The sequence below is a fragment of the Brevundimonas alba genome (genome assembly GCF_011927945.1).
In the GTDB taxonomy this organism is placed as follows: Bacteria; Pseudomonadota; Alphaproteobacteria; order Caulobacterales; family Caulobacteraceae; genus Brevundimonas; species Brevundimonas alba.
Genome location: NZ_JAATJM010000001.1, coordinates 1,558,513 through 1,585,505, shown reverse-complemented (window position 1 = coordinate 1,585,505; position 26,993 = coordinate 1,558,513). Strand labels below are relative to the sequence as shown.

The window sequence follows — 26,993 nt, the reverse complement described above, 5'->3', positions numbered from 1 at the left end:
TTGAGACGACAGCTCTTCAGAACTCGCGATTTCTCTAGGGCCGATTGGAGGCCTGACACCGGTCGCAGCCATTGCGCTGCGCCGAAAGGGAGACGCAGCGCCCTTGAGCCGCTAGAACACGACACGACCAGGGCGTGGGGGGCCGATGACGATCTATCCGGTGATCATGTGCGGCGGAGCCGGCTCGCGCCTCTGGCCCGCCTCCCGTCCCGGACGGCCCAAGCAGTTCCTCGCCCTCACGGGTGAGCACTCCCTGTTCCAGAGCACCGTGCTGAGGGTCGCGCCGCTGGCGTCGGATGGCCGGGTCATCGTGGTCGCCGGCGCGGGTCATGCGGACGCTGTCGCCGCCCAGCTTGCCGAAATCGAGGCGGAGGCGATCGTCCTGCTTGAGCCGGAGGCGCGCGACTCCGGTCCCGCCATGGCCGCGGCCGCCGCCTTCATCGAGGCGCTGGACCCCACAGGCGTAGCCGCCATCATGGCCTCGGACCACCACATCCCGGACGCCGAGGCCTTTCGGGAGGCGGTGCGCATAGCCGCGACTGAAGCGGCGCAAGGGCGGATCGTCACCCTTGGAGTCACCCCGACCTCGCCCTCTTCGGCCTACGGCTACATCTGCCCGTCGGGGCCCGGCCTCGCCCCGGTCAAACGGTTCGTCGAGAAGCCGGATACCGCCACCGCGGCCCGCTACGTCGCCGAGGGCTATCTGTGGAACAGCGGCAATTTCATCGTCGCGGCCCGCACGTTAATGGACGACCTGGCCGCCCACGCGCCCGAAATCGGGGTGCAGGTTCGGGCATCGCTCCCGGCCAGCGGTGAAACGGGTCCGGTGATACGCCTCGGCGACGCCTTCCGTTCGGCGCCCAAGATCTCGATCGACTATGCCGTCATGGAGAAGAGCGGGCGAACCTCCGTCCTGCCGGTCCATTTCGCATGGTCCGACGTCGGCGCCTGGGACTCGGTGATGGACACCGGCGAGGGCCAATCCGGCATTCACATCGCCGTCGACAGCGAGAGCTGTCTCGTCCGCGTCCCGGACGGCATGGTGGTAGCGACGCTGGGCGTGTCGAACCTGGCGGTGATCGTCGAACCAGACGCCGTTCTCGTCTGCGCCCTCGACCGCGCCCAGCAGGTCAAGGCCATCGTCGATCGGATCAGGACCGAAGCGCCCGGCCACGCCGACATCCCCGAGCGGCGAGAGGCGGCGCCGTTCGCGCGCTTTGGCGACTGGATGCGAACCGCCGCCCTGCCCCTATGGACCACGCTTGGCGTCCACCCCGACGGCGCCTTCGTCGAGGCCCTGACGCTGGAGGGCCGCCATAGCGAGAGCCGACGGCGAGCGCGTGTGCAGAGCCGACAGATTTTCGTCCTGTGCCGGGCGGGTGCGCTCGGCTGGCAGGGGCCGTGGCGCGAACGGGCGGAGGCGGGGCTCAACCGGTTCCTCGATGGCTACGTCCGTGAGGACGGCGCGATCCGCAATGCCCTGAACACGGACGGAACGGTCCTCGATGATACCGCCGTGCTGTATGAGCAGGCTTTCGCCCTGCTGGCCCTGGCGGCGGCGCACGAAGCCGGCATCCTTCCGGAGCGCTGCGAGGCTCAGGCGAGGACTCTTCTGGATCGGCTGGAGGCGGAACGTCTCCCCGGCGGCGGCTGGCGCGAGGCGGGCGATCACCCGTTCCAGGCCAACGCCAACATGCATCTGTTCGAGGCCGCGCAGGCCTGGTCGGCGCGAGGGGTGGACGACCGCTGGAACGGTATCGCCGACACCATCGCCAGCCTGGCCCTGACGCGCCTGATCGACCCTGAGCGCGGCTTCCTGCGCGAGTTCTTCGACGCCGACTGGCGGCCCGCGCCGGGCGAGGACGGGCATCTGGTCGAGCCGGGGCATCAGTTCGAATGGAGCTGGCTGCTGTCGCGTCACGCTCTGGCCCGGCAGGACGCGGCCGCCATGGCCGCAGCCCGCAAGCTGTACGCCCACGGCCTGCGCGGCGTCGATCCGCGCCGCGGTGTGGCGATCGACCAACTCGACGACGTGCTCAAGGTCCGCAGCGCTGGCGCCCGCCTGTGGCCGCAGACGGAATGGCTGCGCGCCGCTCTGGCGATGGCGGCGCTGTCTGACGGCGATGAGCGGCGGGAGCGACTGGCCGAGGCCGGAAAGGCGATGCGTGGCCTGAACCGCTACCTCTGCGCCAACGGAACGTGGCGGGACAAGTTGCAGCCCGACGGGAGCTTCGTCGACGAGCCGGCTCCGGCCAGCTCGCTCTATCATATCATCGGGGCCTTCGATGAGGTCTGCGTCGCGGCGCGGGAGGTTCTGATCGCGGACGCGCCGGTCGGTCTGGCCTGACGATCTGAACCAACCGTCACGGTTCGCGTTCAGGATCACCGGCCGGGGGGCCGGGCTTCATCCCCTGTTCACCGGCGACGCTGTCCTCTAGAGACAGGGCCCGGACGCGAGACTGACTTGATCGATCTGCACTGCCATATTCTACCCGGCATAGACGACGGGGCGCCGGACCTCGAAACCTCGCTTCAGATGGCGCGGATGGCTGTCGCCGACGGCATCACCGTCACCGCCTGCACCCCCCACATGATGCCGGGCTATTACGAGAACACCTCCGACGGAGTGCGCGCCGCCGTGGTGGCCCTGCAGGCCGAACTCGACCAGGCTGGCATTCCCCTCAAGCTCGTCACGGGCGCTGATGTGCACCTCGTGCCGGGGCTCGCCTCGGGTCTGCGTGACGGCTCGAAGCTGACCCTCGCGGACACGCGCTACTTCCTGTTCGAGCCGCCCCACAACACCGCGCCGCCGCGCATGGCGGACGCCGTGTTCGACTGCATGGCCGCCGGCTTCCACCCGCTGATCACCCATCCCGAGCGCCTGCGCTGGATCGAGGATCAGTACGAGCTGATGGTTCAGATGGCCGAGGTCGGGGCGTGGATGCAGATCACGGCTGGGTCCGTCACCGGCCGGTTCGGCAAGCGCACCCAATACTGGGCCGAGCGCATGCTGGACGAGGGCATCGTCCATATTCTCGCCACCGACGCCCACAATCTTCGCAGCCGTTCGCCGGTGCTGTCCGAGGCCGTCGAGGCGGTCTCCCGCAGGCTCGGTGAGCAGGCGGCGAAGGACATGGTGTTGACCCGACCCCTCGCCGTGCTGGAAAACGCTACGCCAGCCTCGGTCCCCCCCGCGGTCGGCGCCCCGCGCCAGGCTTCCCGGCCCGGTTTCTTCAAACGGCTGTTCAAGGCCGCCTGAGTTTCAAGGTACTGTCGCCCATGATGCGCGCCCTATCGCTGGTCCTGATCGCCTCGGCCACCCTTCTCGCTGCCTGCGGTGGAACGAAGATGGACGTCGGCCAGATGACGGCGGCCCAGCCCGTCGACCTGCAGACCGCCGGGCAAATCTCTTCGGCGCCCCAGACCGAATACCGGATCGGCGTTGGCGACAAGCTGAGCCTGCGGGTCTTCCAGGTGCCCGACCTGTCGTTCGACAGCCTGACCGTGGATACCTCCGGGGACATCCAGATGCCGCTGATCGGCGCGGTCCGCGCGACCGGCCTGACGTCGGGCGAACTGTCGGCCGCCGTCGCCGAGCGGCTCAGCAGCCAGTATCTGCGCAACCCGCAGGTCACCGTCACCGTGACCGAGGCGGCCAGCCAGAAGATCACCGTCGACGGCGCCGTGACCAAGCCCGGCGTCTACACCATGCGCGGCACGACCTCGCTGCTGCAGGCCGTCGCCATGGCCGAAGGCCCCAGCCGTGTCGCCGACCTGACCAAGGTCGCTGTGTTCCGCACCATCGACGGCCAGCGCTCGGTGGCCCTGTTCGATCTCGCCGCCATCCGTCAGGGCCGCGCCGAGGACCCGAGGGTGCTGGGCGACGACGTCATCGTCGTCGACACCTCGCGGATGAGCGCCAACATGCGCGAGCTCCTCAACGCCCTTCCCGCCCTGTCGATCTTCCGTCCGTTCTGATCCCGTGCGGAGGCCTGCACGCCTGATCGCGGCAGGAACGCTGGCGCTGGCGCTTGCCGCCGGCGGCTGCGGCCATCCTGCGCCGGACGCCGGCGCCGCCGGCATTCAGGATGGTCCGGCCGTTCGGCTGGACCGGCTGACGCGGCTGGATGTCCGGGTGGCCGAGGTGGCGTGGCGGCTCGCGCGCGCCAATGCCGACCTCTGCCCTGTGAGCCATCAGCGCGCCGGCTGGACCCTGCAATCCGCCAGCCAGTACGGCGCCGAGCTCAGGCCGCTGGCCGAGGCGCGGTTCGGACTGAACGGCGACCTGCCCGGCGTGGTCGCGGCTCCGGTCGGAAGCCCGGCGTCCGAGGCGGGTCTCGCACCCGGCGACCTGATCGTCGCGGTGAATGGCGAGGCGCTCAGTCGGGGCGAAGCCGGCGCGGCCGAATCCTATGACGGGCTTGCGGCCAACAGCACGCGTCTGGACGCCGCGCTCGCGGCCGGTCCAGTCACACTGAAGGTGCGGCGTGACGGGCGTGAGCGGGACGTCGCGTTGCGGCCGGTGCTCGCCTGCGCCTACCCGACGCAGGTGGAAGTCACCGGGACGTTCCGAAGCCGGGCTGACGGGCGGCACATCTTCATCTCCGACGGCATGGCCAATCTGGCCGAGAACGACGACGAGCTGGCTTTCGTCCTCGCCCACGAACTGGCGCACGCGGTGCTTGAACATCGCACACAGCCCGACGTGGTCGGGGTCCGGGGCGGGCTGAACTGGGCGATCTCGATGCGCCGGGGTCTGTCTCTGTCTTCGGAAGCCGACGCCGACCGGATGGGCCTGTTCCTCCTGACGCGGGCGGAGTTCGACCCGTCACGCGCCATGGAGTTTCTCACGAGCTGGGCGACGGTCGACGAAGGCGCGGGCGGACCGCAGTTCAATGCGGGGGGCATTTATCAGTCCGCCGACGGCCGCCGTCGGGCGCTGCAGCCGGTGCTCGAGGACATCGCCTCACGCAAGGCCGCCGGACGCCCGCTTATCCCCTAGGCACGCCAGCGGGATCGGCGCAGCCAGCCGAGCAGCGCCAAACCGACCAGGATTCCGACGGCGTCCGCGACGACATCCCAGACGTCCGCGTCCCTGCCGATCTGGGGCAGTCCCTGTACCAGCTCGATGCCGATCCCTGCGACGAGCATGATGAGAAACAGCGCCGCTCGCGACAGGACCGGCCATCCCCGGCCCGCCAGGGCCGTCAGCACGATGAAGGCCAGGGCGTGATTGGCCTTGTCCCACGGAAGCCCGCCCTCCACGCCGGTGACGGGGCGGAACGCCAGCCACGCCATCACAACCGCCCAGACCAGCGTAGCCGTACGGAACAGCCGGAGACCGGGTTCGTTTCGCGGTCCTGGGCCGCGGGAGTCGGGGTGATTCGCACGTCTCATGGAACTGGGTTAACGTCTCCGGGGAGGGAAGGGACGATGGCGATACACAGCACGGATGGACTGGACCGGCCGCGCCTCGAGCGTCGCCGGGGCCTCGAACAGTCGCCCTTCGGCGCGCGAACGGCCGGCCTATACAGCGAAGTCGTCTGGGATCGAAGCTGGACCGTGCAACCCTCGCAGAAACGATCGTCCGCGGCCGATCCTGACCTGCAGGTTTCACCTGCCGGCCAGCCTCCGGCTTGACCTGCGGGCGCCCCCCGACGAGAACAAGATGCGCGCATGTGGACGGCCTGTCTCAGGCGGAATTCGTGTGCGCCCGCCGAGGCTTTGCGATATCAGCCTCGAACCTGACGTGACCGGCGGCCGGGCCGCCACCGTATGAGCGACTGAATGATGCTGGGCGATCCCTCCTCCGCTGACGATCGTAATCCGCGCGCGGGCCGCGCGGCCGGAGGATTCGGCGATGCCGTCTTCGAAGACGATCAGGCCGCCCTCTGGAGCGAAGAACCGCAGGAAGCGCCGGCGTTCGACCTGGCCTCCTACTGGAGGCTGGCGCTCAAGCACCGCATCCTGATCCTCGGCTGCTTCCTCGGCGCTCTCGCCATCGGCGCGGCCCTGACCCTGCTGATGACGCCGATCTACACGGCCACGGCGACCCTGCAGATCGACCGCGAGGCCGCCCGGGTCGTCACCTCCGAAGACGTCACGCCGCGTGAAAACATGGCCATGGGGGAAGAGTTCTTCCAGACCCAGTACGGCCTGCTGCGCAGCCGGTCGCTGGCCGAACGCGTCGTCGAGAGCCTTGGCCTCGCCAGTTCCGATCAGGCGCTCGCCTCGATCGGCGCCGAGCCCCCGGCCCGCTCCGGCACCGCCGCCGCCCAGGCCGAGCGCCGCCGCGCCGTGGCTCTCGGTGTGATTCAGGAGGGGCTCGGCGTCACGCCCGTGCGGGGATCCCGGCTGGTCGCCATCAGCTTCGACAATCCCGACCCCGTGGTCGCCGCGCGGATCGCCAACGCCTTCGCCGAGAACTTCATCCAGTCCAATCTGGACCGGAAATACGAGAGCTCGGCCTATGCCCGCGAGTTCCTCGAGGAGCGCATCGCCCAGACCAAGGGCCGCCTTGAAGAGGCCGAGCGTCAACTCGTCGCCTACGCCGCGAACCAGCAGATCATCAACGTCGGCGAGTCCGACGAGGGCGACGCGAACAGCGGCGCCAGCCAGTCGCTCGCCTCGAACAACCTTGTGGCGCTGAACAGCTCACTCGCGACCGCCCGCGCTGCCCGTGTGGCCGCCGAGGAGAAATGGCGTTCGGCCCGCACCAGCCAGCTAATGACCCTGCCGGAAGTGCTGCAGAACCCCTCCATCCAGCGTCTCACCGAGCAGCGCGCCCAGCTGGATTCCGAGTACCAGCAGAAGCTCAGCGTCTATCAGGAGGACTATCCCGAGATGGTCCGCCTGCGGGCCCAGATCAACGAAGTCGACGGCCAGGTCCAGTCGCTGGCCGCCAACATCCGGTCCTCGATCCAGAACCAGTATGTGGTCGCCGCCAATCAGGAGCGTTCGCTGCAGGCCCAGGTGAACGGCCTCAAGGGCGACGTGCTGGATCTGCGGGACCGTTCGATCCAGTACAACATCCTGCAGCGCGAACTCGACACCACGCGGACGCTCTATGAGAGCCTGCTGCAGCGCTACAAAGAGATCGCGGTCACCGGCGACGTCACGGCGAACAACATCTCCATCGTCGACAGCGCCCGTCCTCCCTCCGCGCCCTCCAAGCCGAACATGATGATCAACCTGGCGCTGGCGGCCCTGTTCGGCCTCGGCCTCGGCGTCATCGCCGCCCTGGTTCTGGAAGCCCTCGACGAGACGGTGGCCACGCCGGACGACGTCGAGAAGAAGCTGGGCGTCCCGGTCCTCGGCGTCGTGCCCCTGCTCGACAAGGGTCAGACCACCGCCGCGGCGCTCGCCGACATCCGGTCAGGCTTCTCCGAGGCCTACTATTCGCTCCGAACGGCGCTGCAGTTCTCTACGCCCGATGGCGCTCCGGCCAGCCTGCTGGTCTCCAGCGCCCGTCCGGCCGAGGGCAAGTCCACGACCGCCTATGCCGTGGCGCTCAACCTCGCCCGTGTCGGCAAGCGCGTGCTGCTGATCGACGGCGACCTGCGCAATCCGTCCATGCACCGCGTGGTCGGGGTCGAGAACGAGCGCGGTATGAGCAATCTGCTCTCCGGCTCGGCCGACCTGCAGAGCGTCGTCCAGCGCACGCGTCAGGACAATCTGTTCTTCATCCCCTGCGGTCCCCTGCCCCCGAACCCCGCGGAACTGTGGGGCAGCGATCGCCTGCGCCAGTTCCTGCTCGAGGCGCGCAACAGCTTCGACCACGTCATCGTCGACGGGCCGCCCGTGCTCGGCTTTGCGGACTCCCCCCTGCTGGCGGCGAGCGTCGGCGGCGTCCTGTTCGTGCTCGAGTCGCGCGGCACCCGCCGGGGTCAGGCCCGGGGCGCCCTGCGCCGGCTCAAGGTCGGCCGGGCCCGTCTGCTGGGTACGGTGCTGACCAAGTTCAACGCCAAGACCACCTCCTACGGCGGCTATGACTACGCGTACGACTACGCCTACGGGTCTGACGGCGAGCCCGGGCCCAAGAAGGGCAAGAAGGCTTGAGGGAGCGGGCGGACGCACCGGCCGCCCCTCGCGCTCGCGGACGAGGCCGGCTTGCGGACTACGCCCCGTATGTTCTGACGGTCGGCGCCGTCTGGCTGGGCTGGCAGATCCTGCTTCAGCCGGTCATCGAGCGAGCGCCGCCCGAGATCGCCGTTCGCGCGGCGTCCGGTTCCCCGACGGTCTTGCGCCGCGCCGCCGAGGCGGAGTTCGTCGCTGGTCAGGAGGCGAACGACGCCCGCCGCTATGCAAACGCCGCGTCACTCGCGCGCGACGCTCTGCACAGGGCCCCGTTCGATGTCCGGGCCCTCAGGATCGTCGGCCTGACCGAGGCCCGCGCGGGCCGTGAAGCGGCCGCGGACGATATCCTGACGCTGGCGGGCAACTGGAGCCTTCGCGACGACCCGGCCCATGCCTGGCTGGTGGAGCACCGTCTCCGTCGGGGCGACTACGCCTCGGCCTTCGCCCACGCCGACACCCTCGTGAGGCGTCGCGAAGACATCCGACCCCAAGTCTTCAGACTGTTCACCGTCGCGGCCACGCAGGATGCGAACCGCGCTCTGCCGGAAATCGCCGCTCTTCTGGACGCCCGGCCGCCTTGGCGTCAGTCCTATCTCGACAGCCTGTACGGAACGGTAGAGGGCCTGCAGGTCGCGGCCAGCCTCGCTGTGATGCTCCAGCGTGGCAAGGCGCCCCTGACCAACGTGGAACTCGCCCAGTTCTACATGCACCTGCTCGACAAGGGCCAGGTCCCGGCCCTGCGCATGGTCCGCGCGCGCCTGAACCGGCCCGCCCGGGGCGCCGTTTCGAACGGCGGCTTCGACGACGAGACCGCGCCGCAGCCGTTCCAGTGGCGGTTGGGTCAGGAAGCGGGTGCGATCGTCGAAATCGTGCCGGACGAGGTCAGGCCGGCCGATCCCGCATTGCGCATTGAATACGACGGCTATTCCAGCGTCCTGTTCGCGGAACAGCTGCTGTTCCTGAGCCCGGGCCGCTATCGGCTGACGGCGGAAGCGCGGGCCGAGGCGGGGGAACCCGGCCAGCGGCTGGTGTGGTCCGTGACCTGCTCGCCGGGAGAGCGGCGCGTGCTCGCCGCTGCCGCCCTGCCGCGTTCAGCATCGGTCTGGACCCCGGTTTCGGCCGAATTCACCGTCCCCGGCGACTGTTCCGGCCAATGGTTGAGGCTCGAAAGCAGTGGCGGCGACCGCCGCGCGCCGACCGTGGCCTGGATCGATCGGGTGGCCGTAAACCCGGTGCAATAAGGATTACGCGAGCACAGAGGGTAATGCGCCGGCGCCACACTTTCTTTGAATCGTATTGCTTTTGAAACCTTCGGCCCGTATACCCATTCTTGATACGTCGCGGGCCAGCCCGTACCAAAGACCTGTTCAGAAGGGGATTAAAGCATGCGTAAGACCATCGCCGCTGTCACGGCGGGCCTGCTGCTCGTGGCCGGCCAAGCCGCCGCCGCCAATAACTCTGCCGTTGCCCGCGTTGGCGATCGCGTTGGCGCCCGCGCTGACGCCTCGTCGGAATTCGCTGGCATTCCGCTCCCGGTCCTGCTGATCGGCACCGCGGTGATCATCGCCACGGTCGTCGTCGCCAGCGATGACGAGTCGGAAAGCGACTAAGCCGATCTGGTCCGCGACGCGCCCGCCATTGCGCTGACGTAACGCGTGCCAAACAAGGTTTCGAAGGGCCAGTGGGACCTCGCCGCGATCGTGGCGATCATCCTGCTGGCCCTTTCTGTCGTCCTCGGCGGAGCCAGCCGGGAGCACACCCTGCGGCTCACCATCGTCGAGCTGGCCGCCCTTCCTGTCCTGGTGATCGGCGCCGGCCGCCTGATCCGTTCCGGGCTCTGGCGTGAGCACAGATTCGCTCTGGGCTTGCTGGCCGCGCTCGCGGCCATTCCGCTCGTCCAGCTGATCCCCTTGCCCGCCGCCGTCTGGACGGGCCTGCCCGGCCGCGACGAACTGGTGCTGGCCCTTGAGCTCGCCGGTCTTCAGCCCGGCTGGGCTCCACTCAGCCTGACGCCGGATCTGACATGGGCCTCCTTCCTGGCCCTGACACCTCCCGCCGCCGTCTTCCTGCTGGCGCTTTCATCCTCACACACCCTGAACAGCCGCCTGATCGGGATCTACATGGCCGCCGCCGTGGTCGGTGTGCTGCTGGGCGCCGCCCAGCTCGCCAGCGGCGGTGAGCGCCTCTACCCTTGGGAAACCACCAGCGCCGGTTCGGTGACGGGCTTCTTCGCCAATCGCAACCATCTGGCCACCCTGCTGCTGGCCACCCTGCCCTTCGCCGCCGCCTTCGGGGCCGCCACCTTGCGTCATAAGTCCGACGACCGGCGTCTGGCGCTCTGGTTTGGGGCCTTCTTCATGGGTCTGGTGGTGATCGGTCTGGCCGCGATCAGGTCGCGCGCCGGCGTGATCCTGTTCGGCCCCGCCGTGATCGCCAGCCTCTTGGCCGCATGGATCGCGGCTGGGCGCGGGCGACCCAAGCCGGCGCTGATCGCCCTCGCAGGGGGAGCCGCCGTCGCGGTCGCCGCCGTCGCCCTGTTCGCCCTGCCGCCGATCCTCGCCCGCTTCGAGGTTCAGTCCGCGCCGGAAGGCCGTTTCGAAGGCTGGCCGATCGTCGCGGCCGCCGCGGAAACCCACCTGCCGCTCGGTTCCGGCATCGGCAGCTTCGACGCGGTATTCCGGTCGGTCGAGCCGCTGGAGCAGCTTGATCCGACCTTCTTCAACCATGCCCACAACGAGTATCTCGAGACGTGGCTGGAAGCGGGCTGGCCCGGGGCCCTGCTGATCCTGGCCTTCCTCGTCTGGTACGGGCGGCGGCTGTGGAGCGCCTGGCGCGCCGGTCCGTCGCGCGAGCGGGATCTGCAGAGGGCGGCCAGCATCGCCCTGCTGGTCATGCTGGCGCACTCGGCCGTCGACTACCCGCTACGCACGGCCACACTCGCCTGTCTCTTCGCCCTGTGCGCGGCCATCCTCGAAAAGGCCGCGCGACCCACGGAACGGGAACTGGCCTGATGTCCGGGCCGATCCGCACCATCCTGATCGTGGGGGGCGGAACGGCGGGATGGATGGCGGCGGCGGCTCTGCAGCGGACGCTTGGCCCGCACGTGAAGGTCTCGCTGGTCGAGTCCGAGGAAATCGGCATCGTCGGCGTAGGCGAGGCGACGGTGCCTCCCATCCGCGACTTCAACGTCATGATCGGCCTCGACGAAGCCGAGTTCATGCGCGAGACCAAGGCCACGCTGAAGGTCGCCATCGTCTTCCAGGACTGGGGACAGGTCGGCAACCGCTACACCCACCCGTTCGGCACCTTCGGACCCGGGCCCACGCTCGGGGACTTCCAGCAGACCTGGCTGGCGCTTCAGGCGCAGGATCGGGTGGGCCCCCTCGGGGACTATTCGATCTGCTGGCGCGCCGCCGACGCCGGCAAGGTCGGGCCGCGCGATCCGGATCCGCGCTCGCCCCGCAACGGCCTGTTCACCGCCTATCATTTCGACGCCGGCCTCTACGCCCGCTACCTGCGCAAGGTGTGCGAGGGCCGCGGCGTCGAACGCATCGAGGGCAAGGTTGTCGATGTGGTGCAGCGGGCCCGAGACGGCTTCGTCGACAGCATCACCCTTGAGGATGGCCGCAGCCTTTCGGCCGACCTGTTCATCGACTGCACCGGCTTTCGGGGCCTGCTGATCGAGGGGGCGCTCAAGGCGGGGTACGAGGACTGGTCCCACTGGCTGCCCGTCGACCGCGCCGTCGCCGTGCCCTGCGCCAAGGTCGGTCCGGTCACGCCCTACACCCTCTCGACGGCCCGGGAGGCGGGATGGCAGTGGCGCATCGGGCTGCAGCACCGCACCGGCAACGGCTACGTCTACTGTTCGGACCACATCGAAGACGACGCCGCCCGCGAGACCCTGCTGGCCAACCTCGACGGCGAGCCCCTCGCGGAGACTCGCACGCTCCGCTTCGTCACCGGCCGCCGAAAGACATACTGGGACCGCAACGTCGTCAGCTTGGGCCTCTCCAGCGGCTTCATTGAACCGCTCGAATCGACCAGCATCCACCTCGTTCAGGCGGGCCTGATCCGGCTGCTTCAGCATTTCCCGGACCGGTCGTTCAGCCCCGTCAATATAGCGGCCTACAACACTCGGCTGGGACGCGAGGTCGAGCTGATCCGCGACTTCGTCATCCTGCACTATCACGCGACCCAGAGGGCCGACACGCCGTTCTGGCGGCAGGTGGCGGCGATGCCGATCCCCGACAGCCTTGCGGAGCGCGTGGAGGCCTTCCGCGACCGCGCCCTGCTCTATCAGGTCGGCGCCGACGAGTATTTCAGCCAGGCGTCATGGCTGGCCGTGATGTACGGCCAGGGCATCCGCCCGCGCATGTTCAACCCGCTGTACGGCTATTCCGATCAGGACCGCGCCGCGGCGGGACTGCGCAACGTCTCCGACGTCTTCGCCCGCACGGTCGAGGCCCTGCCGGAGCACGAGGCGTTCCTGAAGGCCAACAACATGTGGTCCGGCGAAGCCTAGCGGACCGGTTCGGCAACGGGCGGCGCGACCACGACAATCGGCGGAGCCGGGGCCGCCTGCGCGGCGTTGACCGCTGCGCCCCCCCGCCATGCCGCCTCGGGATTCAGCGCCGCCGTCGCCTCAAGGAAGGTCCCGGGCTTCATCGACGGCTCGCGCGCGGTCCGCAGTCCCGCCACGCGGGCCAGGTCCGCGACGAAGCTGATGCAGTTGCGCCGTCGCAGGTCGTAGACCGAGCCCTCCGGACTGTTCCACCATTCCGCCCGCGCCTTCAGGGCGTACCAGGTCGCGTCGTCGACCGTCAGCCGCAGGAAGGGCCGCCCCTCGCTGACATAGCGGGCGTCAGGCGCGGTCACCACGCCGCCGCCGCGGGCGAACAGCAGCTGTGGTCCCGGACTTTTGGCGGTGAAGCCGGCGGACCAGTCGACCGCCTCGCCCGTCGCCTCGACGGTCCCGTCGGCGTGCACATAGGCGTGCGGAAACAGAAGATACGCGCCCCGGATCCGCGCGCCCGGGTGGGCGTAGAAGGTCACCGTCACCTCGGCCCAGGCCTGGCCTGCAATCAGCGCCAGCGCGGCGCCGAGTATCCATACGCGCACTGCTCACGCTCACTGCCGTCCCGCCCACATCGGCGAAGTTTCTGAACGCACAAGGGCCGCCGGGGGATGCCCGGCGGCCCTCATGTCTGCGTGATGGGGCTCAGTGCGAGCCGGGCGCCGCCACCACATCGCCGTCGACGACCCTGGCCCGGGCTGCCGCGATGGCGAAGATCGTCAGCAGGACGTAGCCGACCAGCGGGACGAAGAAGACCGGATTGAAGGTCGCGGAAGCGTCCGCGATCTGGCCGCCGATGTAGGGCAGCACCGCGCCGCCCACGATGGCGGTGCAGAGCAGGCCCGACGTCGCCGACGCCGGCGCGTTCGACCGCTCCAGCGTCAGGGTGAAGATGGTCGGGAACATGATGGAGTTGAAGAAGCCCACGGCGATGGCGGCGTAGGCGGCCGTCTCGCCCGAGGTCTGGGTGACCACGAGGCAGAGCAGGGCCGCGACGGCCGTATTGATCGTCAGCAGCACGCCCGCCCGCACTTTGGTCAGCAGCAGGGCGCCGACAAACCGGCCCACCATGGCGCCGCCCCAGTAGAGGCTGACCATGCGGCCGGCGTCGGCCTCGGGGATGTTCAGGATCGTGGGGCTGCTGAGGAAGTTGGTCAGGATGCCGCCGATCGCGACCTCGGACCCGACGTAAATGAAGATGGCCAGGGCGCCGAACAGGGCCCAGCGCGAGCTGAACGCCCGGAACGGCGACGACACGCCGCCGGCTTCCTCGGCTCCGGCGGCGGCGGCGTTGATCTTCTTCCGGGCCGTGAAGATGAAGAAGGCGACGACCGCGAAGAAGGCGCCGAGGGCGAGGAAGGCGAAGTCGATGCTGCGCAGGGATTCGTCCCGGGTCGCGGCGGTGACCACGGCCCCCGCGGCGAACACGCCGCCGGTCAGCAGGACGGTCGAGCCGAGGTACGGGCCGACCGTGGTGCCGAGCGAGTTGAAGAACTGCGAGAAGTTCAGCCGCGCATGCGAACTCTTCTTCGAGCCCAGCGCCGCCACCAGCGGGTTTGCGGCCACCTGCAGCAGCGTCACGCCCGAGGCGATGACGAACAGGGCGATGAGCACACCGGGGTACCAGTCCATGATGGTCGCCACCGGCACGATCAGGCAGCCCAGCACCATCACGGCCAGCGCCGAGATGATCGATCGGCTGTAGCCCAGCTTGCTCAGCACGGCGGCCGCCGGGACCGAGACGACGGCATAGGCGATGAACCAGGCCGAGGCGGTCAGCATGGCCTCGGCCGTGCTCAGATCGAACACCCGGCGAACCGCCGCGATCAGCGGGTCGATCAGCGAGGTGGCGAAGCCCCAGGCGAAGAACAGGGTGGTCACATAGGCGAAGGCCAGGGTCGTGCCCTGCCGCGCCGGCGCGTTCGTGTCGGTCATATCTCTCCCCGGATAGCCGCGCCTCTGACGTGCGCGGCGATTGGGTAAACGGTTTCACCGTCGAACGTCCGCGTCCAGCCGTTTTACCGGAGCCGTAACCAAAAGTGGCCCGCGGCGGGTCTCCGGATGCAAAAAGGGCCGCCCCGGCATGCGGGACGGCCCAGCCTTGCTGATCGGTTGGGACGATCAGTAGCGGTAGTTGACCCCGACCAGATAGGTCCGGCCGTACTGCTGGAAGTCGATGACGCGGCGGTCGTCGTTGTTCTCGAAGGTCTTGAACTGCTCGTCGGTCAGGTTGTTGACCTGGAACAGCGCCGAGAGGCCTTCCAGCGGACCCGACTGGAACTCGTAGCCGATCTGGGCGTCGACGACGGATTCCGCATCGACCATTCGCTGGATGCGGTCGGTGCCGACGCCGGACAGCTCGCCGAGGAACTCGGAGCGGTAGCGGTTCGAGATCCGGGCCTGGAAGCCGTCACGCTCGTAGTAGACGGTCAGGTTGCCGACCTTCTCCGACAGGCCCGGCAGCGGGGTCGAGGGGCTGCCCGGATTGGGGATGATGTTGCTGTCCGTATAGGAGGCGCTGAACGTCATGCCGAAGCCTTCCAGCGGCTCCCAGAACATGTCGAACGGCACCGACACCGCGAATTCGGCGCCCTGGATTTCACCGCCCTCGCCGTTCTGCGGCGTGTTGATGATGCCCTGGCGCAGGACCGGCTGGGGACCCGTGACCGGATAGCCGGTGAAGTCGGCGATCTGGCGCTGGTCGTAGATGTAGCTCTGCAGGTCCTTGTAGAAGAGAGCCAGCGAGACGTAACCGCGGCGGCCGAAATACTTCTCGATCGAGATGTCGGCGGCGTTGGCGATCCACGGACGCAGGTTGGGGTTGCCCCCGCTGCCGCCCCACGGACCGTTGTTGATGTCCGTGCTGTTCGCGAGACCGGCGTTGTAGTCGATGTTGATCGACGCGCGCATCTGATCCATCCGCGGACGGGCCATTTCGCGGGCCAGACCGATGCGGACGTAGAGGTCTTCATGAACCTCGAAGTTCAGGTTCATGCTGGGCAGGATGTAGGTGTACTCGTCGCCGCCCGAGACCGGCACCGGCGTCGCCGGGTTGCCCGAGGCGACCGTGCCGTCCGAGCTCTGGTCGGTGTGAACGACCTGGAAGCCCATGTTGCCGGTCAGCGGCATGCCGAACATTTCGGAGCCGATGTCCGCCTTCCAGTAGCCGGTGCTCACCGTCTCCGAAACGGACCAGCCGAAGGCCAGCAGGTTGTCGTCCTGCGGCGCGACCAGGTTGTAGATGCCGCTTTCGGCGAGGGCGAACGGGTCGTAGCTGATCATGCCGCCGAGTCCGAGGTAGCTCAGCTGCGTCGGCTCCAGCAGGAACTGCGACGGCACCGGCACGCTGGTGTTGTGCAGCGGATCGGCGGCGTTGGCGGCCAGCACCAGATAGTAGCGCTCGAGCGTCAGTTCCTTGTCGCGGCTGGTGACGTTGAAGCCGAACTCGAAGCGGCTGAACGGGCCCTCGTCATAGTCGCGGCCGACCTCGCCGCGGATCGACTGCAGCTCGTCCACGATCGACGGGCTGTTGATGAAGCCGTCCTGACCGCCGGGAATGCCGGCCGGGAAGACGCCGCCGCCCCAACCCTGCGGACTGGTCAGCAGGATCAGCGACGGATCGGAATAGTCGAGCGTCGAGGTGAAGGTGGTGCCTTCCGGCGTGGTCACGAAGCTGAGCGTGTCCAGCGCGCCGTCGATGTTGCGGCCGGTGCCGGCGTTGGTTTCCAGAACCGTGTCGGTGCGGTCAGCCTTCGAATAGCTGACGTCGATGGTCGCGGCCCAGTTGTCGTCCAGCTGGAATTCGTTGTTCCAGCCCACCGAGGTCAGCTCGGCCGTGCGGCGGTTGCCGTCGTTGCGGACGACGCCCTTGACGTTGGTGAATGTGCCGGCCGTGACGATGCCGTCCTCGACGGTGAAGCCGGGCTGCAGCTGGGGTCCGGGCCGGCAGACGGCGACCGGTCCGGGGCAGGCGCCGGAGCTGCCGCCCCAGGCCAGCGGGAACTCGATGCCGCGCAGGATCTGGGTGTTGTCGAACTCGGAATAGAAGGCGTCGAACGTCGAGTGCCAGCGGTCGTTCGGCCGGAATTCGACCGTCGCCATATAGCCGTCACGGACCAGCTCGCTCGACTGGACGTAGGGCTTGGCGCCGCCGATCACGAGGTTGGGCTGGGCCACGGCATTGTCGCCCGGATAGCCCCACGCGTTGAAACGCTCGGCCTGATACGGGGTCGACAGGTGGGCGTAACCCAGCACCACGCCCAGGGCGCCGTCCATGAATTGGTCGATGTAGCTGATGCTGTAGCGCTGGCCGGTGTCTTCGGTGCCGGAGTTCAGCGCGCCGTAGTCGTTCCACTCGTAGCGGGCGTTCAGGGCGATGGCCTGACGACCGTATTCCAGCGGGCGGATGGTCCGCAGGTCGGCGGTGCCGGCGAGGCCCTGACCGATCAGCGCCGCGTCGGGCGTCTTGTAAACCAGAACGCTGCCCAGCAGTTCGGACGGATACTGATCGAACTCCACACCGCGGTTGTCGCCGGCGGAAACCTGTTCGCGGCCGTTCAGCAGCGCCGTGGTGAAGTCGGGCGACAGGCCGCGGATGGAGATGACCTGACCGCGTCCGTCGAGGCGCTGCGCCGTCAGGCCCGGAAGGCGGGCCAGAGATTCGGCGATGGAGACGTCCGGCAGCTTGCCGATGTCTTCGGCGGTGACGACCTCGACGATCGAGTCGTTGGTCCGCTTGCTGGCGATCGAGCTCTCGATGGAAGAGCGGATGCCGGTGACGACGATTTCGTCGACTTGGGTCGCATCCTGCGGCGCGTCCTGCGCGGAAGCGGTTCCGGTGAAGGCCAGGGCGGCGACGGCGCCGAGGGCTGCGCCCCCGAGCAGGCGGGCACGGCGAGTGACTTGGGTTCGCATCTCATTCTCCCTAAGGCCGTCGCATTTCTAACGAAGCGTCCGGTGTCATCGCAAAGTTACGCAAACTTATGGAAAGGATGCAAGCGCCGTCTCTTCAACAACCGACGATCCGTGGCTGAAATGTGACGCGCAGGCTCGGCCATTTTGCAGTGCAGCAAGGGTTTGGGCCTTGCAGCGCCGCAATTTGAACGCCGTGGCTGTGCCGGTTGACATCCGGCCTGTCCGCTGCAAAATCTTGCAAACGACTTGCCGGACCATGCTGCCGGCGGGCGATCCGAGGGACGGAGACAATGGCGGCAAGCTCAGGGCGACGAGGCTGGATCTGTGCGGCTGCCCTGTGCGCGGCGATGATCTCCACCACGGGTAGCGCCGACGCAACGCCGCTTACCCAGTCTGCCGACCCGACTGCCGCGGTGCGCGACCGCCTGCCCGAAGACGAGGTGATCTATTTTCTGCTGCCGGATCGATTCGCCAATGGCGACCCGGCAAACGACCGGGGCGGCCTTCGAGGCGACCGCCTCCAGACCGGCTACGACCCGACCGATCCCGGCTTCTATCATGGCGGCGATCTGCCCGGCCTGACCGAACGCCTGGACTATCTGCAGGGCCTGGGCGTCACCGCCCTGTGGATCGCGCCGCCGTTCGTGAACAAGCCGGTTCAGGGTCCGCCCGGCCACGAGAGCGCGGCCTATCACGGCTACTGGATCACCGACTTCACCCGCATCGATCCACACTTCGGGACCAACGACGACTTCCGCGCCCTCGTCGACGCCGCCCATGCGCGCGGGATGAAGGTCTATCTGGACATCGTCATCAACCACACGGCCGACGTCATCCGCTATCGCGAATGCCCCGAGAACGACTGCGACTACCGGTGGAAGGGCGACTATCCGTATCAGCGCCGCGGCGGCCTGACCGGCGAGGCGATAAACCGGGGCTTCACCGGCGAGCCCGGCGGCGACTTCTCGACCCTGACCAGCCCGGATTATGCGTACACGCCCTACAACCCGGCGGGCGAGGAGACGCTGAAGGCGCCGGCCTGGTTGAACGACGTCTCGCTCTATCACAACCGGGGCAACAGCGCCTGGTACAGTGAAGCCCGCATGGACGGGGATTTCTCGGGCCTCGACGACCTGTTCACCGAGCACCCGCGCGTGGTTCAGGGCTTCATCGACATCTACGGCGGCTGGATCGACGACTACGGGATCGACGGCTATCGCATCGACACGGCCCGGCACGTGAACCCCGAGTTCTGGCAGGCGTTCGTGCCCGCCATCCTCGACCGTGCCCGCGCGAAGGGCATCCCCAACTTCCACATCTTCGGCGAGACCTACGACTTCCAGAGTGGCACGGCGGCGATGCACACCGTCGTTGATCGCCTGCCGGCCGTGCTCGACTTCGCCTATCAGCGCGTGGTCCAGAACATGGTCACCGGCGTCCAGCACCCGGACGCCATGGGCTATCTGCTGATGGAGGACGCCGTCTACGCCGGCGGCGTCGACACCGCGCGGCAGCTGCCGACCTTCACCGGCAACCATGACCTGGGCCGGATCGGCCACCTGATCCTCAAGGCCATGCCGGATATCTCAGACGCGGAGCTGCTGGATCGGTCGGCCCTCGCCCATGCCTTCGTGGTGCTGGGGCGGGGCGTGCCGGTCATCTACTACGGCGACGAGCAGGGCTTCACCGGCGACGGCGACGACCGCCGCGCCCGGCAGGACATGTTCGAGACCCGCACCGCCGCCTACGCCGACGACCGGCGCATCGGCCAGGCGTCCGGGCCTTTCGACACGAATGCGGACATGTATCGACGCATCGCGGAAATGACCCGAGTCCGGGCGGCCGACAGCCGCCTCCGTCGCGGCCGTGTCGCCGTCCGCATCGCCGACCAGACGCCCGGTATTCTCGCCATTTCCCGTCTGGATAGTGACGGCGAGACGCTGGTGGTGTTCAACACCTCTACCGTGGCGCGCGACGTCAATGTTCCGGTCGAGGTCCGCTCGTCCGAATGGCGCGCCCTGCTCGGCCAGTGCCCTGCCCGTTCCGCCGCCCCCGGCGCCGTATCCGTCTCCGTGCCCGCCCTGGGCTATCTCGTCTGCGTATCTGAAGGTTGAGCTTGACCGTCCAGTTCCTCGAGTCTCCGCATGCCGGGACCGACGCCGCCGAATGGTGGCGCGGCGCGGTGGTCTATCAGGTCTATCCGCGCAGCTTCGCCGATACCAATGGCGACGGCATCGGGGATCTGAAGGGCATCACCCAACACCTGGACCACATCGCCTCGCTGGGCGTCGACGCCGTCTGGCTGTCGCCCTTCTTCACCTCGCCCATGAAGGACTTCGGCTATGACGTGGCGGACTACTGCGACGTCGACCCGATCTTCGGCACGCTCGCCGACTTCGACGCCTTGGTCGCCAAGGCGCACCGGCTCGGCCTGCGCATCATCACGGATCTGGTCTTCGCGCATACCTCCGACCAGCACGCCTGGTTCCGCGAGAGCCGCCAGTCCCGGAGCAATGCGAAGGCGGACTGGTACGTCTGGGCCGACGCCAAGGCCGACGGCTCGCCGCCCTCCAACTGGCAGTCGGTCTTCGGCGGTCCCGCCTGGACCTGGGACGCCCGCCGTGGCCAGTACTACATGCACAATTTCCTGCCCGAGCAGCCGCAGCTGAACCTGCACCTGCAGGCGGTGCAGGACGCCCTGCTGGACGCCGCCCGCTTCTGGCTCGATCGGGGCGTCGACGGTTTCCGTTTCGACGCCATCAATTTCTCGATGCACGACCCGCTGCTGCGGGACAATCCGCCCCTGCCGCCCGGCGGCAAGCGCACCCGGCCGTTCGACTTCCAGGACAAGGTCCACAACCAGTCGCAGCCGCAGATCGCCGACTTCCTCAAGCGCGTCCGCGCCTTGACCGACAGCTACGGCGGCCGTTTCACCGTGGCCGAGGTCGGGGGCGATCACGCCGAGCGCGAAATGCAGGCCTTCACCGCCGGCGACGACCACCTGAACAGCGCCTATGGCTTCCTCTACCTCTACGCCCCGGCGCTCAGCGACCAGCTCGTCCGCGAGGGGGCCGAGGCCTGGCACGGCCGCGACGGTCAGGGCTGGCCGTCATGGACCTTCTCCAACCACGACGCTCCGCGGGCCATTTCCCGCTGGGCCGGCACCCGCGATCTCAAGGCCTTCGCCGAGATGGCGATGCTGCTGCTGATGTGCCTGCGCGGGAACGTCTTCATCTATCAGGGCGAGGAGCTGGCCCTGCCCCAGGCCGATGTGCCGTTCGACCGGCTGGTCGATCCCGAGGCCATCGCCAACTGGCCCCAGACGCTCGGCCGCGACGGCGCCCGCACCCCCATGCCGTGGTCGGCCGGCGCCGCCCACGCCGGCTTCTCCAGCGCCGAGCCCTGGCTGCCGGTCGATGCGCGCCACGTCGCCCTCGCGGTGGACCGGCAGGAGGCGGATCCGTCGTCCATGCTCAACGTCACCCGCCGGCTCGTCGCGCTGCGCAAGGCGCACCCCGCCCTGACGCGGGGCGAAATGCGACTGGTGGACGGCGCGCCCGGCCTGCTCTGCTTCGAGCGCGCCCTCCCCGGCGAGCGGCTGCTGTGCGTCTTCAATCTGGGCGAGCAGCCGGTCGACTGGACGGCCCCCGCCGGCTGGCGCGTCGTCGAGACGGTCAACCTAGAGGCCGGTTCAGGCGGCGCCCTGCCGCCGATGGCCGGGCTGGTCCTCGCCGCCGCCGGATGACCTCAGCCGCCGCAGCTCTCGCGCACGATCAGGTCGGTCGGGATCCGCTCCGACCGGCCGACGGAGTCGCCGGGGTTGTCGAGCAGCTTGGACACCAACAGCCGTCCCGCCTTCATCGTGTCCTGCGCGATCGTGGTCAGGGCCGGGCGCGAGTAGCGGCTGAACGGAACATTGTCGAAGCCGATGACCGACACGTCCTCCGGCACCCGCAGCCCCGCGTGCAGCAAGGCCCGCACGGCGCCCAGCGCGATCTGGTCCGAGGCGCACACCACCCCGTCGAAACTGACGCCGCGCCGGATCAGGCTGTCCACCGACGCCTCGGCCGACTCGACCTCGAAATGGGCTTCCATGATCAGGTCCGGATCGACCGGCAGCCCCGCCTTGGCCAGCGCCTCGAGGTATCCACGATGCCGCTGCATGGCCTCGGGCGGATCGAGGTCGCCGAGGAAGACGATCCGCTTCCGGCCCAGCCGCGCCAGATGCAGCGTCGCCCGGCGCCCGCCCGCGAGGTTGTCCGACCCGACCGAGCAGTACAGCTGGTCAGACATCTCAGCGCCCCAGACCACGAAACGCCCATCGGTTTCCGCCAGCCGGTTCAGGCTCTGGTGCAGGAAGGACTGGCCGAGAAAGATCACCCCGTCGGCGCGGCTGGTGTTCATCGCCGCCGACAGGTCGTCGTAGCTGGTCGGGGCGAAATGACTCATGATCACGTCGCAGCCGCGCTCCCGCGCCGCCTCGCCGACCCCCGCCAGAAGCTCGAGAAAGAAGGGGTCGCTCAGCCGCCCCTCGCGTCCCTGCGGCCGCGGCGTCACCAGGGCGATCACCCCGTCGGCGCCGATCGGCCCGGCGGGCATGTAGCGGCGGAACGGATAGTCGTGCTCGCGCGCCAGCTTCCAGATCAGCTGCTTGGTCCGCGCATTGACCGCCGGGCTGTCGTTGAGCGCGCGCGAGGCCGTGGAAATCGAGACGCCCGCCAGCTTTGCCAGATCCTCGAGACGGGTGTTGCGGCGGCTCACGTTTGGTTTCCTGTCGATGGCGCGGCTGCAAATTTTGCTGCAAACCTTGCTGGTTCTGCGCCACGCGCCGCGCGCTTGGCAAGCCCTGTTATCCGGAGCCCGTCCCGATGCTGACCCGCCGTTCCCTGCTCTCCACCAGCGCCGTTCTGGCCGCCGTTCCCGTCGCCGCCGAGGCGCAGGATGTCGCCCAGGCCCCGGCCGGAACCAACGGCAAGATCAGCGCCTCCTCGCCCGGCGGTGTCCTCACCGTCGAGGTCGGGGTGACCGGCGAGGGCCGTCCCGAATACACCGTCAGCCGCCTCGGCCGCCCGGTCATCGCGCCCTCGCGTCTCGGCTTCATCCTGACCGACGCCGCCAAGCTGGAGCGCAACTTCACCGTCACTGCCGACGCCCCGACGCAGCATGACGACACCTGGGAGCAGCCGTGGGGCGAGCGCCGCTTCATCCGCAACCACTACACCGAGTTCCGCGTCCACTTCGCCGAGACCTCCAGCCTGCAGCGCCGCATGGACGTGGTCTTCCGCCTCTATGATGACGGCCTCGGCTTCCGCTACGAATTCCCCGATCAGGCCAATCTGAAGACGGTCAACATCGGCGCCGAACTGACCGAGTTCGCCGTCGTCTCGCCCGGCACGGCCTGGTGGATCCCGGCCTTCGAGTGGAACCGCGAGGAATATCTCTACACCAGAACCCCGATCTCCGGCGTCGGCGTCGCCCAGACCCCGCTGACCATGAAGCTGGACGACGGCCTGCACGTGTCGATCCACGAGGCGGCCGTGATCGACTACGCCGGCATGAATCTGCGCCGGTCCGAGGGCGGGCGTTTCACCGCCATGCTGACGCCCGGCCAGACCAACGCCGCCGTCGTCCGCGCCGCCCCCTTCGCCACCCCCTGGCGCACCGTGCAGATCGCCGACCAGGCCGGAGACCTCGTCGAATCCAGCCTGATCCTGAACCTCAACGAGCCCAACAAGCTGGGCGACGTCAGCTGGTTCAAGCCGATGAAATACGTCGGCATCTGGTGGGAGATGCACCTCGACCTGAAGAGCTGGAACTCGGGTCCGAAGCACGGGGCCACGACCGAGAACACGCTCAAGCACATCGATTTCGCGGCGAAGCACGGCTTCGGCGGCGTCCTGGTCGAGGGCTGGAACGTCGGCTGGGACGGCGAGTGGTTCGGCACCGGCTGGAACTTCAGCTTCACCCAGCCCTACCCCGATTTCGACATCGATCGCATCGCCGCCTATGCGCGCCAGAAGGGCGTCCAGCTGATCGGCCACCACGAGACCGGCGGCAACGCCTTCGTCTATGAGAAGCAGCTCGACGCCGCCTTCGCCCAGATGCAGCGCCACGGCTGGCATTCGGTGAAGACCGGCTATGTCGCCGACGCCGGCGGCGCGCGTATTACCGGCGCGGACGGTCAGGCCCACATGGCCTGGCACGAGAGCCAGGACATGGCCCGCCACCACCTCAAGGTGGTCGAGACCGCCGCGAAATATCAGGTCGCAATCAACGCCCACGAGCCGTTCAAGGACACCGGCCTGCGCCGGACCTACCCGAACATGATCAGCCGCGAGGGCGCGCGCGGCATGGAGTTCAACGCCTGGGGCCAGCCCGGGAATCCGCCGGAGCACGAGGTCAATCTGGTCTTCACCCGGCTCTTGGCCGGGCCGATGGACTTCACCCCCGGCATCTTCGGCATGACCACGCGCAGCCCCGACGGCGTCGCCACCACCTGGGCCAAGCAACTGGCCCTCTATGTGGCTATCTACAGCCCGATCCAGATGGCCGCCGACCTGCTGGTCAACTACGAGGCCAACCCCGGGCCGTTCCAGTTCATCAAGGACGTCGCGGTCGACTGGGCTGACACCCGCGTGCTGAACGGCGAGGTCGGCGACTACGTCACCATCGTCCGCAAGGACCGCAACTCCGACGAATGGTTCCTCGGCTCGATCACCGACGAGTCGCCGCGATCCTTCTCCGAGCCGCTGACCTTCCTCGACGCCGGCCGCCGCTATCGCGCGGAGATCTACCGCGACGCGCCCGACGCCCACTGGAAGACCAACCGCGAAGCCATCGTCATCGAGCAGCGCGAAGTCACCGCCGCCGATGTCCTCGACCTGCGCCTCGCCCCCGGCGGCGGCCAGGCCATCCGCTTCGTCCCGCTTGGAAGGGCCCGCCGGTGACCACAGCCACGCCTGACGCCCGGCTCGCCGCCCGCCCCCGTCTCAGCGGGCTGGCGATCTGGAACATGTGCGTCGGCTTCTTCGGCATCCAGATCGGCTTCGGCCTGCAGAACGCCAACACCAGCCGCATCTTCCAGACCCTGGGCGCGGACGTGGATTCGCTGGCCATCCTGTGGATCGCCGCGCCCCTGACCGGTCTGCTGGTCCAGCCGATCGTCGGCTATTTCAGCGACCGGACGTGGACGCCGCTGGGCCGCCGGCGTCCCTACTTCCTCGCCGGCGCGATCCTGACCACCCTCGCCCTGCTGGTCATGCCGCACAGTCCGTATCTCTGGATGGCGGCGTCGATGCTCTGGATCATGGATGCATCGATCAACATCACCATGGAGCCGTTCCGCGCCTTCGTCGGCGACAACCTGCCCGCGGAGCAGCGGACCACCGGCTATGCGATGCAGAGCTTCTTCATCGGCGCCGGCGCGGTCTTCGCCTCCTGCCTCCCGTACATCCTGACGGAATGGTTTGGCGTGGCCTCGACGGCGCCTGAACGCGTCGTGCCAATGGCGGTGCGCATCTCCTTCTACGTCGGCGCCATTGCCCTTCTGGCGGCGGTGCTCTGGACCGTCTTCACCACCCGCGAATACAGCCCCGAGCAGATCGAGGCCTTCGAAGCCTCGCGGGACGCCGGACATGCCCCCGCCGCCGCAAGGTCGCAAACGGCCTGGTACACCGGAGGCCTGATCTGGGCGCTGGCGGGGGTGCTGGGGGTGACCGCGGTCAATCTGCTGGCCCTGCAGAAGGAACTCTACATTCTGGCGGGCTTCATCCTCGCCTTCGGCCTGCTGCAGATGGTGGTCGGCGCGCTTTCGGCGGCGCAGCGCTCGAACGCCCTGACCGAGATCATGGGCGACATCTTCGCGATGCCGAAGACGATGCAGGGGCTCGCCGTCGTCCAGTTCTTCAGCTGGTTCGCCCTGTTCGCCATGTGGATTTATCTGACGCCTGCGGTCACGGCGGTGCACTACGGCTCGCCCGATCCCACCTCGGCCGGCTACGGCGAGGGCGCCAACTGGGTCGGCGTGCTGATGGGCGTCTACAATGGCGTCGCCGCCCTCGCCGCCTTCCTGATCCCGGTGCTGGCCCGGAAGACCGGCCTGCGCGGCGCCCATGCCGTCAATCTGACGCTCGGCGCCGCGGGCTTCCTCGGCATCTTCCTGATCCGCGACCCGGCCCTGCTGTGGCTGCCGATGATCGGCGTCGGCTTCGCCTGGGCGTCGATCGTCTCGATGCCCTACGCCATCCTGTCCAACGCCGTGCCGGGCCGGAAAATGGGCGTCTACATGGGCATCTTCAACATCTTCATCGTCGTGCCCCAGCTGGTCGCCGCCACCATTCTCGGCGCCATCCTCAAGGGCGTCTTCGGCGGCGAGGCGATCTGGGCGTTGGTCCTCGGCGCCGTCAGCTTCCTGATCGCCGCGGGCTTCAGCCTGCTGGTGCCCGAGGTGAAGCCGGAGGCGGCATGAGGCTGCACCGCCGCGCCCTGCTGGCCGGCCTTTCGGCGCTGCCGCTGGCGTCCGCCGCCCGCGCCGACGCGCCCACCGAGGGCCGGCTCGTCGAGCATCCGGCGATGGCCTCGGCCCACGTCCAGCCCCGCGACGTCACCGTCTGGCTGCCGCCCGGCTACGACGCTTCCGACAGCGCGTATCCCGTCCTCTACATGCACGACGGCCAGAACCTGTTCGACGCGGGCCGCGCACCCTACGGCGCGGAATGGGGCGTGGACGAACACGTCGCCCGCCTCGCCGCCAACGGACAGATCCGCACGCCGATCGTCGTCGGCGTCGGCAATACGCCGCTGCGGCTGCGGGAATACATCCCGGCCAATCTGATCCGCGCCCTGCCCGAGGACATGCGCGCGGACGTGCAGGCCATCTACGGCGGCGAGTCCCTGTCCGACGGCTACCTCCGCTTCCTCGTCGAGGAGCTGAAGCCCCTCATCGACGGCGCCTACCGCACGCGCCCCGGCCGCGACGACACGGCGATCATGGGCAGCAGCATGGGCGGGCTGATCTCCATGTACGCGCTGATGAGGCATCCGGAGGTGTTCGGCGGCGCCGGCTGCGTCTCGACGCACTGGCCCATTCGCATAGACCAGCTGACGGACCCGGCCGACCTCGACGCGTGGCGCGAGCGGCTGACCGCGGCCTGGACCGGTGTGGTCCGCGCCGACCTGCCGCCGCCGGGCCGCCACCGCCTGTATTTCGACCGCGGCGACGAGACCCTCGACGCTTTCTACGCCGAGTTCCAGAGTCGCATCGATGCGGCGATCCGGTCCAGCGGCTGGACCCCGGACCGCTTCCGCTCGCTGGTGTTCCCCGGCGCCGAACACAACGAGACGAGCTGGAACGCCCGCCTCGACGTGCCCCTGACCTTCCTGCTTCCGCCCCTGCCCCGATGAGTCACCCCATGCGCTTGATCTCCAGCCT

Annotated in this window: 19 protein-coding genes; 14 read left to right on the top strand and 5 right to left on the bottom strand. The window is 68.6% G+C overall.

What is annotated here, in order from left to right:
* The first annotated feature begins 145 nt into the window (after positions 1–145).
* The 4 genes from GGQ87_RS07805 to GGQ87_RS07790 all read left to right on the top strand — a co-directional run bounded on the left by GGQ87_RS07805 (position 146) and on the right by GGQ87_RS07790 (position 5,002).
* The gene (locus GGQ87_RS07805) at positions 146–2,347 is read left to right on the top strand and encodes an AGE family epimerase/isomerase (RefSeq protein ID WP_168046253.1); all 2,202 of its coding nucleotides are present in this window, start codon (positions 146–148) and stop codon (positions 2,345–2,347) included.
* Positions 2,348–2,464: 117 nt separating this feature from the next.
* Positions 2,465–3,259 carry a tyrosine-protein phosphatase gene (locus GGQ87_RS07800; RefSeq protein WP_168046251.1) on the top strand — a complete coding sequence of 265 codons (795 nt, stop codon included), beginning with the start codon at positions 2,465–2,467 and terminating at the stop codon, positions 3,257–3,259.
* Between the two features lie 20 nt (positions 3,260–3,279).
* On the top strand, positions 3,280–3,978 hold the full coding sequence (locus GGQ87_RS07795) for a polysaccharide biosynthesis/export family protein (RefSeq protein ID WP_168046249.1): 699 nt from the start codon (positions 3,280–3,282) through the stop codon (positions 3,976–3,978).
* A 4-nt stretch (positions 3,979–3,982) separates the two neighbouring features.
* Positions 3,983–5,002, top strand: coding sequence for a M48 family metalloprotease (locus tag GGQ87_RS07790; RefSeq protein ID WP_168046247.1), 1,020 nt, complete (start codon positions 3,983–3,985; stop codon positions 5,000–5,002).
* On the opposite strand, the gene GGQ87_RS07785 is transcribed toward GGQ87_RS07790, so the two are convergent.
* The gene (locus GGQ87_RS07785) at positions 4,999–5,298 is read right to left on the bottom strand and encodes a VanZ family protein (protein ID WP_168046245.1); all 300 of its coding nucleotides are present in this window, start codon (positions 5,296–5,298) and stop codon (positions 4,999–5,001) included. The two genes, GGQ87_RS07790 and GGQ87_RS07785, sit on opposite strands and share 4 nt — an antisense overlap.
* A 489-nt stretch (positions 5,299–5,787) precedes the next feature.
* Here GGQ87_RS07785 and GGQ87_RS07780 point away from each other — a divergent pair, with 489 nt between their 5' ends.
* The 5 genes from GGQ87_RS07780 (at position 5,788) to GGQ87_RS07760 (ending at position 12,598) form a co-directional block, all read left to right on the top strand.
* Positions 5,788–8,058: a GumC family protein gene (locus tag GGQ87_RS07780; protein WP_168046243.1), complete on the top strand. Its 2,271-nt coding sequence runs from the start codon at positions 5,788–5,790 to the stop codon at positions 8,056–8,058.
* Positions 8,055–9,317: a hypothetical protein gene (locus GGQ87_RS07775; protein ID WP_168046241.1), complete on the top strand. Its 1,263-nt coding sequence runs from the start codon at positions 8,055–8,057 to the stop codon at positions 9,315–9,317. Before GGQ87_RS07780 ends, GGQ87_RS07775 begins: the two co-directional genes overlap by 4 nt.
* Before the next feature lie 144 nt (positions 9,318–9,461).
* Positions 9,462–9,686 carry a hypothetical protein gene (locus tag GGQ87_RS07770; protein ID WP_168046239.1) on the top strand — a complete coding sequence of 75 codons (225 nt, stop codon included), beginning with the start codon at positions 9,462–9,464 and terminating at the stop codon, positions 9,684–9,686.
* Positions 9,687–9,731: 45 nt separating this feature from the next.
* On the top strand, positions 9,732–11,087 hold the full coding sequence (locus GGQ87_RS15620; RefSeq protein ID WP_168046237.1) for an O-antigen ligase family protein: 1,356 nt from the start codon (positions 9,732–9,734) through the stop codon (positions 11,085–11,087).
* Positions 11,087–12,598, top strand: a complete 1,512-nt coding sequence (locus GGQ87_RS07760) for a tryptophan halogenase family protein (protein ID WP_168046235.1) — start codon at positions 11,087–11,089, stop codon at positions 12,596–12,598. Before GGQ87_RS15620 ends, GGQ87_RS07760 begins: the two co-directional genes overlap by 1 nt.
* Here GGQ87_RS07760 and GGQ87_RS07755 read toward each other — a convergent pair.
* From GGQ87_RS07755 to GGQ87_RS07745, 3 genes are all read right to left on the bottom strand, one after another.
* A complete protein-coding gene (locus GGQ87_RS07755; RefSeq protein WP_168046233.1) occupies positions 12,595–13,194 on the bottom strand; it encodes a hypothetical protein in 600 nt (199 codons plus the stop codon). The genes GGQ87_RS07760 and GGQ87_RS07755 overlap by 4 nt on opposite strands.
* Positions 13,195–13,294: 100 nt before the next feature.
* A complete protein-coding gene (gluP, locus tag GGQ87_RS07750; RefSeq protein WP_168046231.1) occupies positions 13,295–14,584 on the bottom strand; it encodes a glucose/galactose MFS transporter in 1,290 nt (429 codons plus the stop codon).
* A 186-nt stretch (positions 14,585–14,770) separates the two neighbouring features.
* Positions 14,771–17,563 carry a TonB-dependent receptor gene (locus GGQ87_RS07745; RefSeq protein ID WP_168046229.1) on the bottom strand — a complete coding sequence of 931 codons (2,793 nt, stop codon included), beginning with the start codon at positions 17,561–17,563 and terminating at the stop codon, positions 14,771–14,773.
* Between the two features lie 347 nt (positions 17,564–17,910).
* Here GGQ87_RS07745 and GGQ87_RS07740 point away from each other — a divergent pair, with 347 nt between their 5' ends.
* Positions 17,911–19,677 (top strand): alpha-amylase family glycosyl hydrolase, encoded by a 1,767-nt coding sequence (locus GGQ87_RS07740; protein ID WP_245161435.1) that lies wholly within the window; start codon positions 17,911–17,913, stop codon positions 19,675–19,677.
* A 2-nt stretch (positions 19,678–19,679) separates the two neighbouring features.
* Positions 19,680–21,308 carry an alpha-amylase family glycosyl hydrolase gene (locus tag GGQ87_RS07735; protein WP_245161434.1) on the top strand — a complete coding sequence of 543 codons (1,629 nt, stop codon included), beginning with the start codon at positions 19,680–19,682 and terminating at the stop codon, positions 21,306–21,308.
* A 2-nt stretch (positions 21,309–21,310) separates the two neighbouring features.
* Here the strand turns inward: GGQ87_RS07735 and GGQ87_RS07730 are convergent, their stop codons facing one another.
* Positions 21,311–22,357, bottom strand: coding sequence for a LacI family DNA-binding transcriptional regulator (locus GGQ87_RS07730; protein ID WP_342448345.1), 1,047 nt, complete (start codon positions 22,355–22,357; stop codon positions 21,311–21,313).
* Positions 22,358–22,431: 74 nt separating this feature from the next.
* Between GGQ87_RS07730 and GGQ87_RS07725 the strand changes: the two genes are divergently transcribed.
* From GGQ87_RS07725 to GGQ87_RS07715, 3 genes are all read left to right on the top strand, one after another.
* On the top strand, positions 22,432–24,510 hold the full coding sequence (locus GGQ87_RS07725) for a glycoside hydrolase family 97 protein (protein ID WP_168046221.1): 2,079 nt from the start codon (positions 22,432–22,434) through the stop codon (positions 24,508–24,510).
* A 65-nt stretch (positions 24,511–24,575) separates the two neighbouring features.
* Positions 24,576–26,030 (top strand): MFS transporter, encoded by a 1,455-nt coding sequence (locus GGQ87_RS07720; protein WP_168047420.1) that lies wholly within the window; start codon positions 24,576–24,578, stop codon positions 26,028–26,030.
* Positions 26,027–26,965, top strand: a complete 939-nt coding sequence (locus GGQ87_RS07715) for an alpha/beta hydrolase (protein WP_168046219.1) — start codon at positions 26,027–26,029, stop codon at positions 26,963–26,965. The genes GGQ87_RS07720 and GGQ87_RS07715 overlap by 4 nt, the downstream gene beginning before the upstream one ends.
* Positions 26,966–26,993 lie beyond the last annotated feature (28 nt).

What these genes read in the sequence shown, in the direction of transcription:
- GGQ87_RS07805 (WP_168046253.1), top strand. Translation starts at nt 146, where the DNA reads ATGACGATCTATCCGGTGATCATGTGCGGCGGAGCCGGCTCGCGCCTC.
- GGQ87_RS07795 (WP_168046249.1), top strand. Translation starts at nt 3,280, where the DNA reads ATGATGCGCGCCCTATCGCTGGTCCTGATCGCCTCGGCCACCCTTCTC.
- GGQ87_RS07785 (WP_168046245.1), bottom strand. Translation starts at nt 5,298, where the DNA reads ATGGCGTGGCTGGCGTTCCGCCCCGTCACCGGCGTGGAGGGCGGGCTT.
- GGQ87_RS07780 (WP_168046243.1), top strand. Translation starts at nt 5,788, where the DNA reads ATGATGCTGGGCGATCCCTCCTCCGCTGACGATCGTAATCCGCGCGCG.
- GGQ87_RS07770 (WP_168046239.1), top strand. Translation starts at nt 9,462, where the DNA reads ATGCGTAAGACCATCGCCGCTGTCACGGCGGGCCTGCTGCTCGTGGCC.
- GGQ87_RS07760 (WP_168046235.1), top strand. Translation starts at nt 11,087, where the DNA reads ATGTCCGGGCCGATCCGCACCATCCTGATCGTGGGGGGCGGAACGGCG.
- gluP (WP_168046231.1), bottom strand. Translation starts at nt 14,584, where the DNA reads ATGACCGACACGAACGCGCCGGCGCGGCAGGGCACGACCCTGGCCTTC.
- GGQ87_RS07745 (WP_168046229.1), bottom strand. Translation starts at nt 17,563, where the DNA reads ATGCGAACCCAAGTCACTCGCCGTGCCCGCCTGCTCGGGGGCGCAGCC.
- GGQ87_RS07740 (WP_245161435.1), top strand. Translation starts at nt 17,911, where the DNA reads ATGATCTCCACCACGGGTAGCGCCGACGCAACGCCGCTTACCCAGTCT.
- GGQ87_RS07725 (WP_168046221.1), top strand. Translation starts at nt 22,432, where the DNA reads ATGCTGACCCGCCGTTCCCTGCTCTCCACCAGCGCCGTTCTGGCCGCC.
- GGQ87_RS07720 (WP_168047420.1), top strand. Translation starts at nt 24,576, where the DNA reads ATGTGCGTCGGCTTCTTCGGCATCCAGATCGGCTTCGGCCTGCAGAAC.
- GGQ87_RS07715 (WP_168046219.1), top strand. Translation starts at nt 26,027, where the DNA reads ATGAGGCTGCACCGCCGCGCCCTGCTGGCCGGCCTTTCGGCGCTGCCG.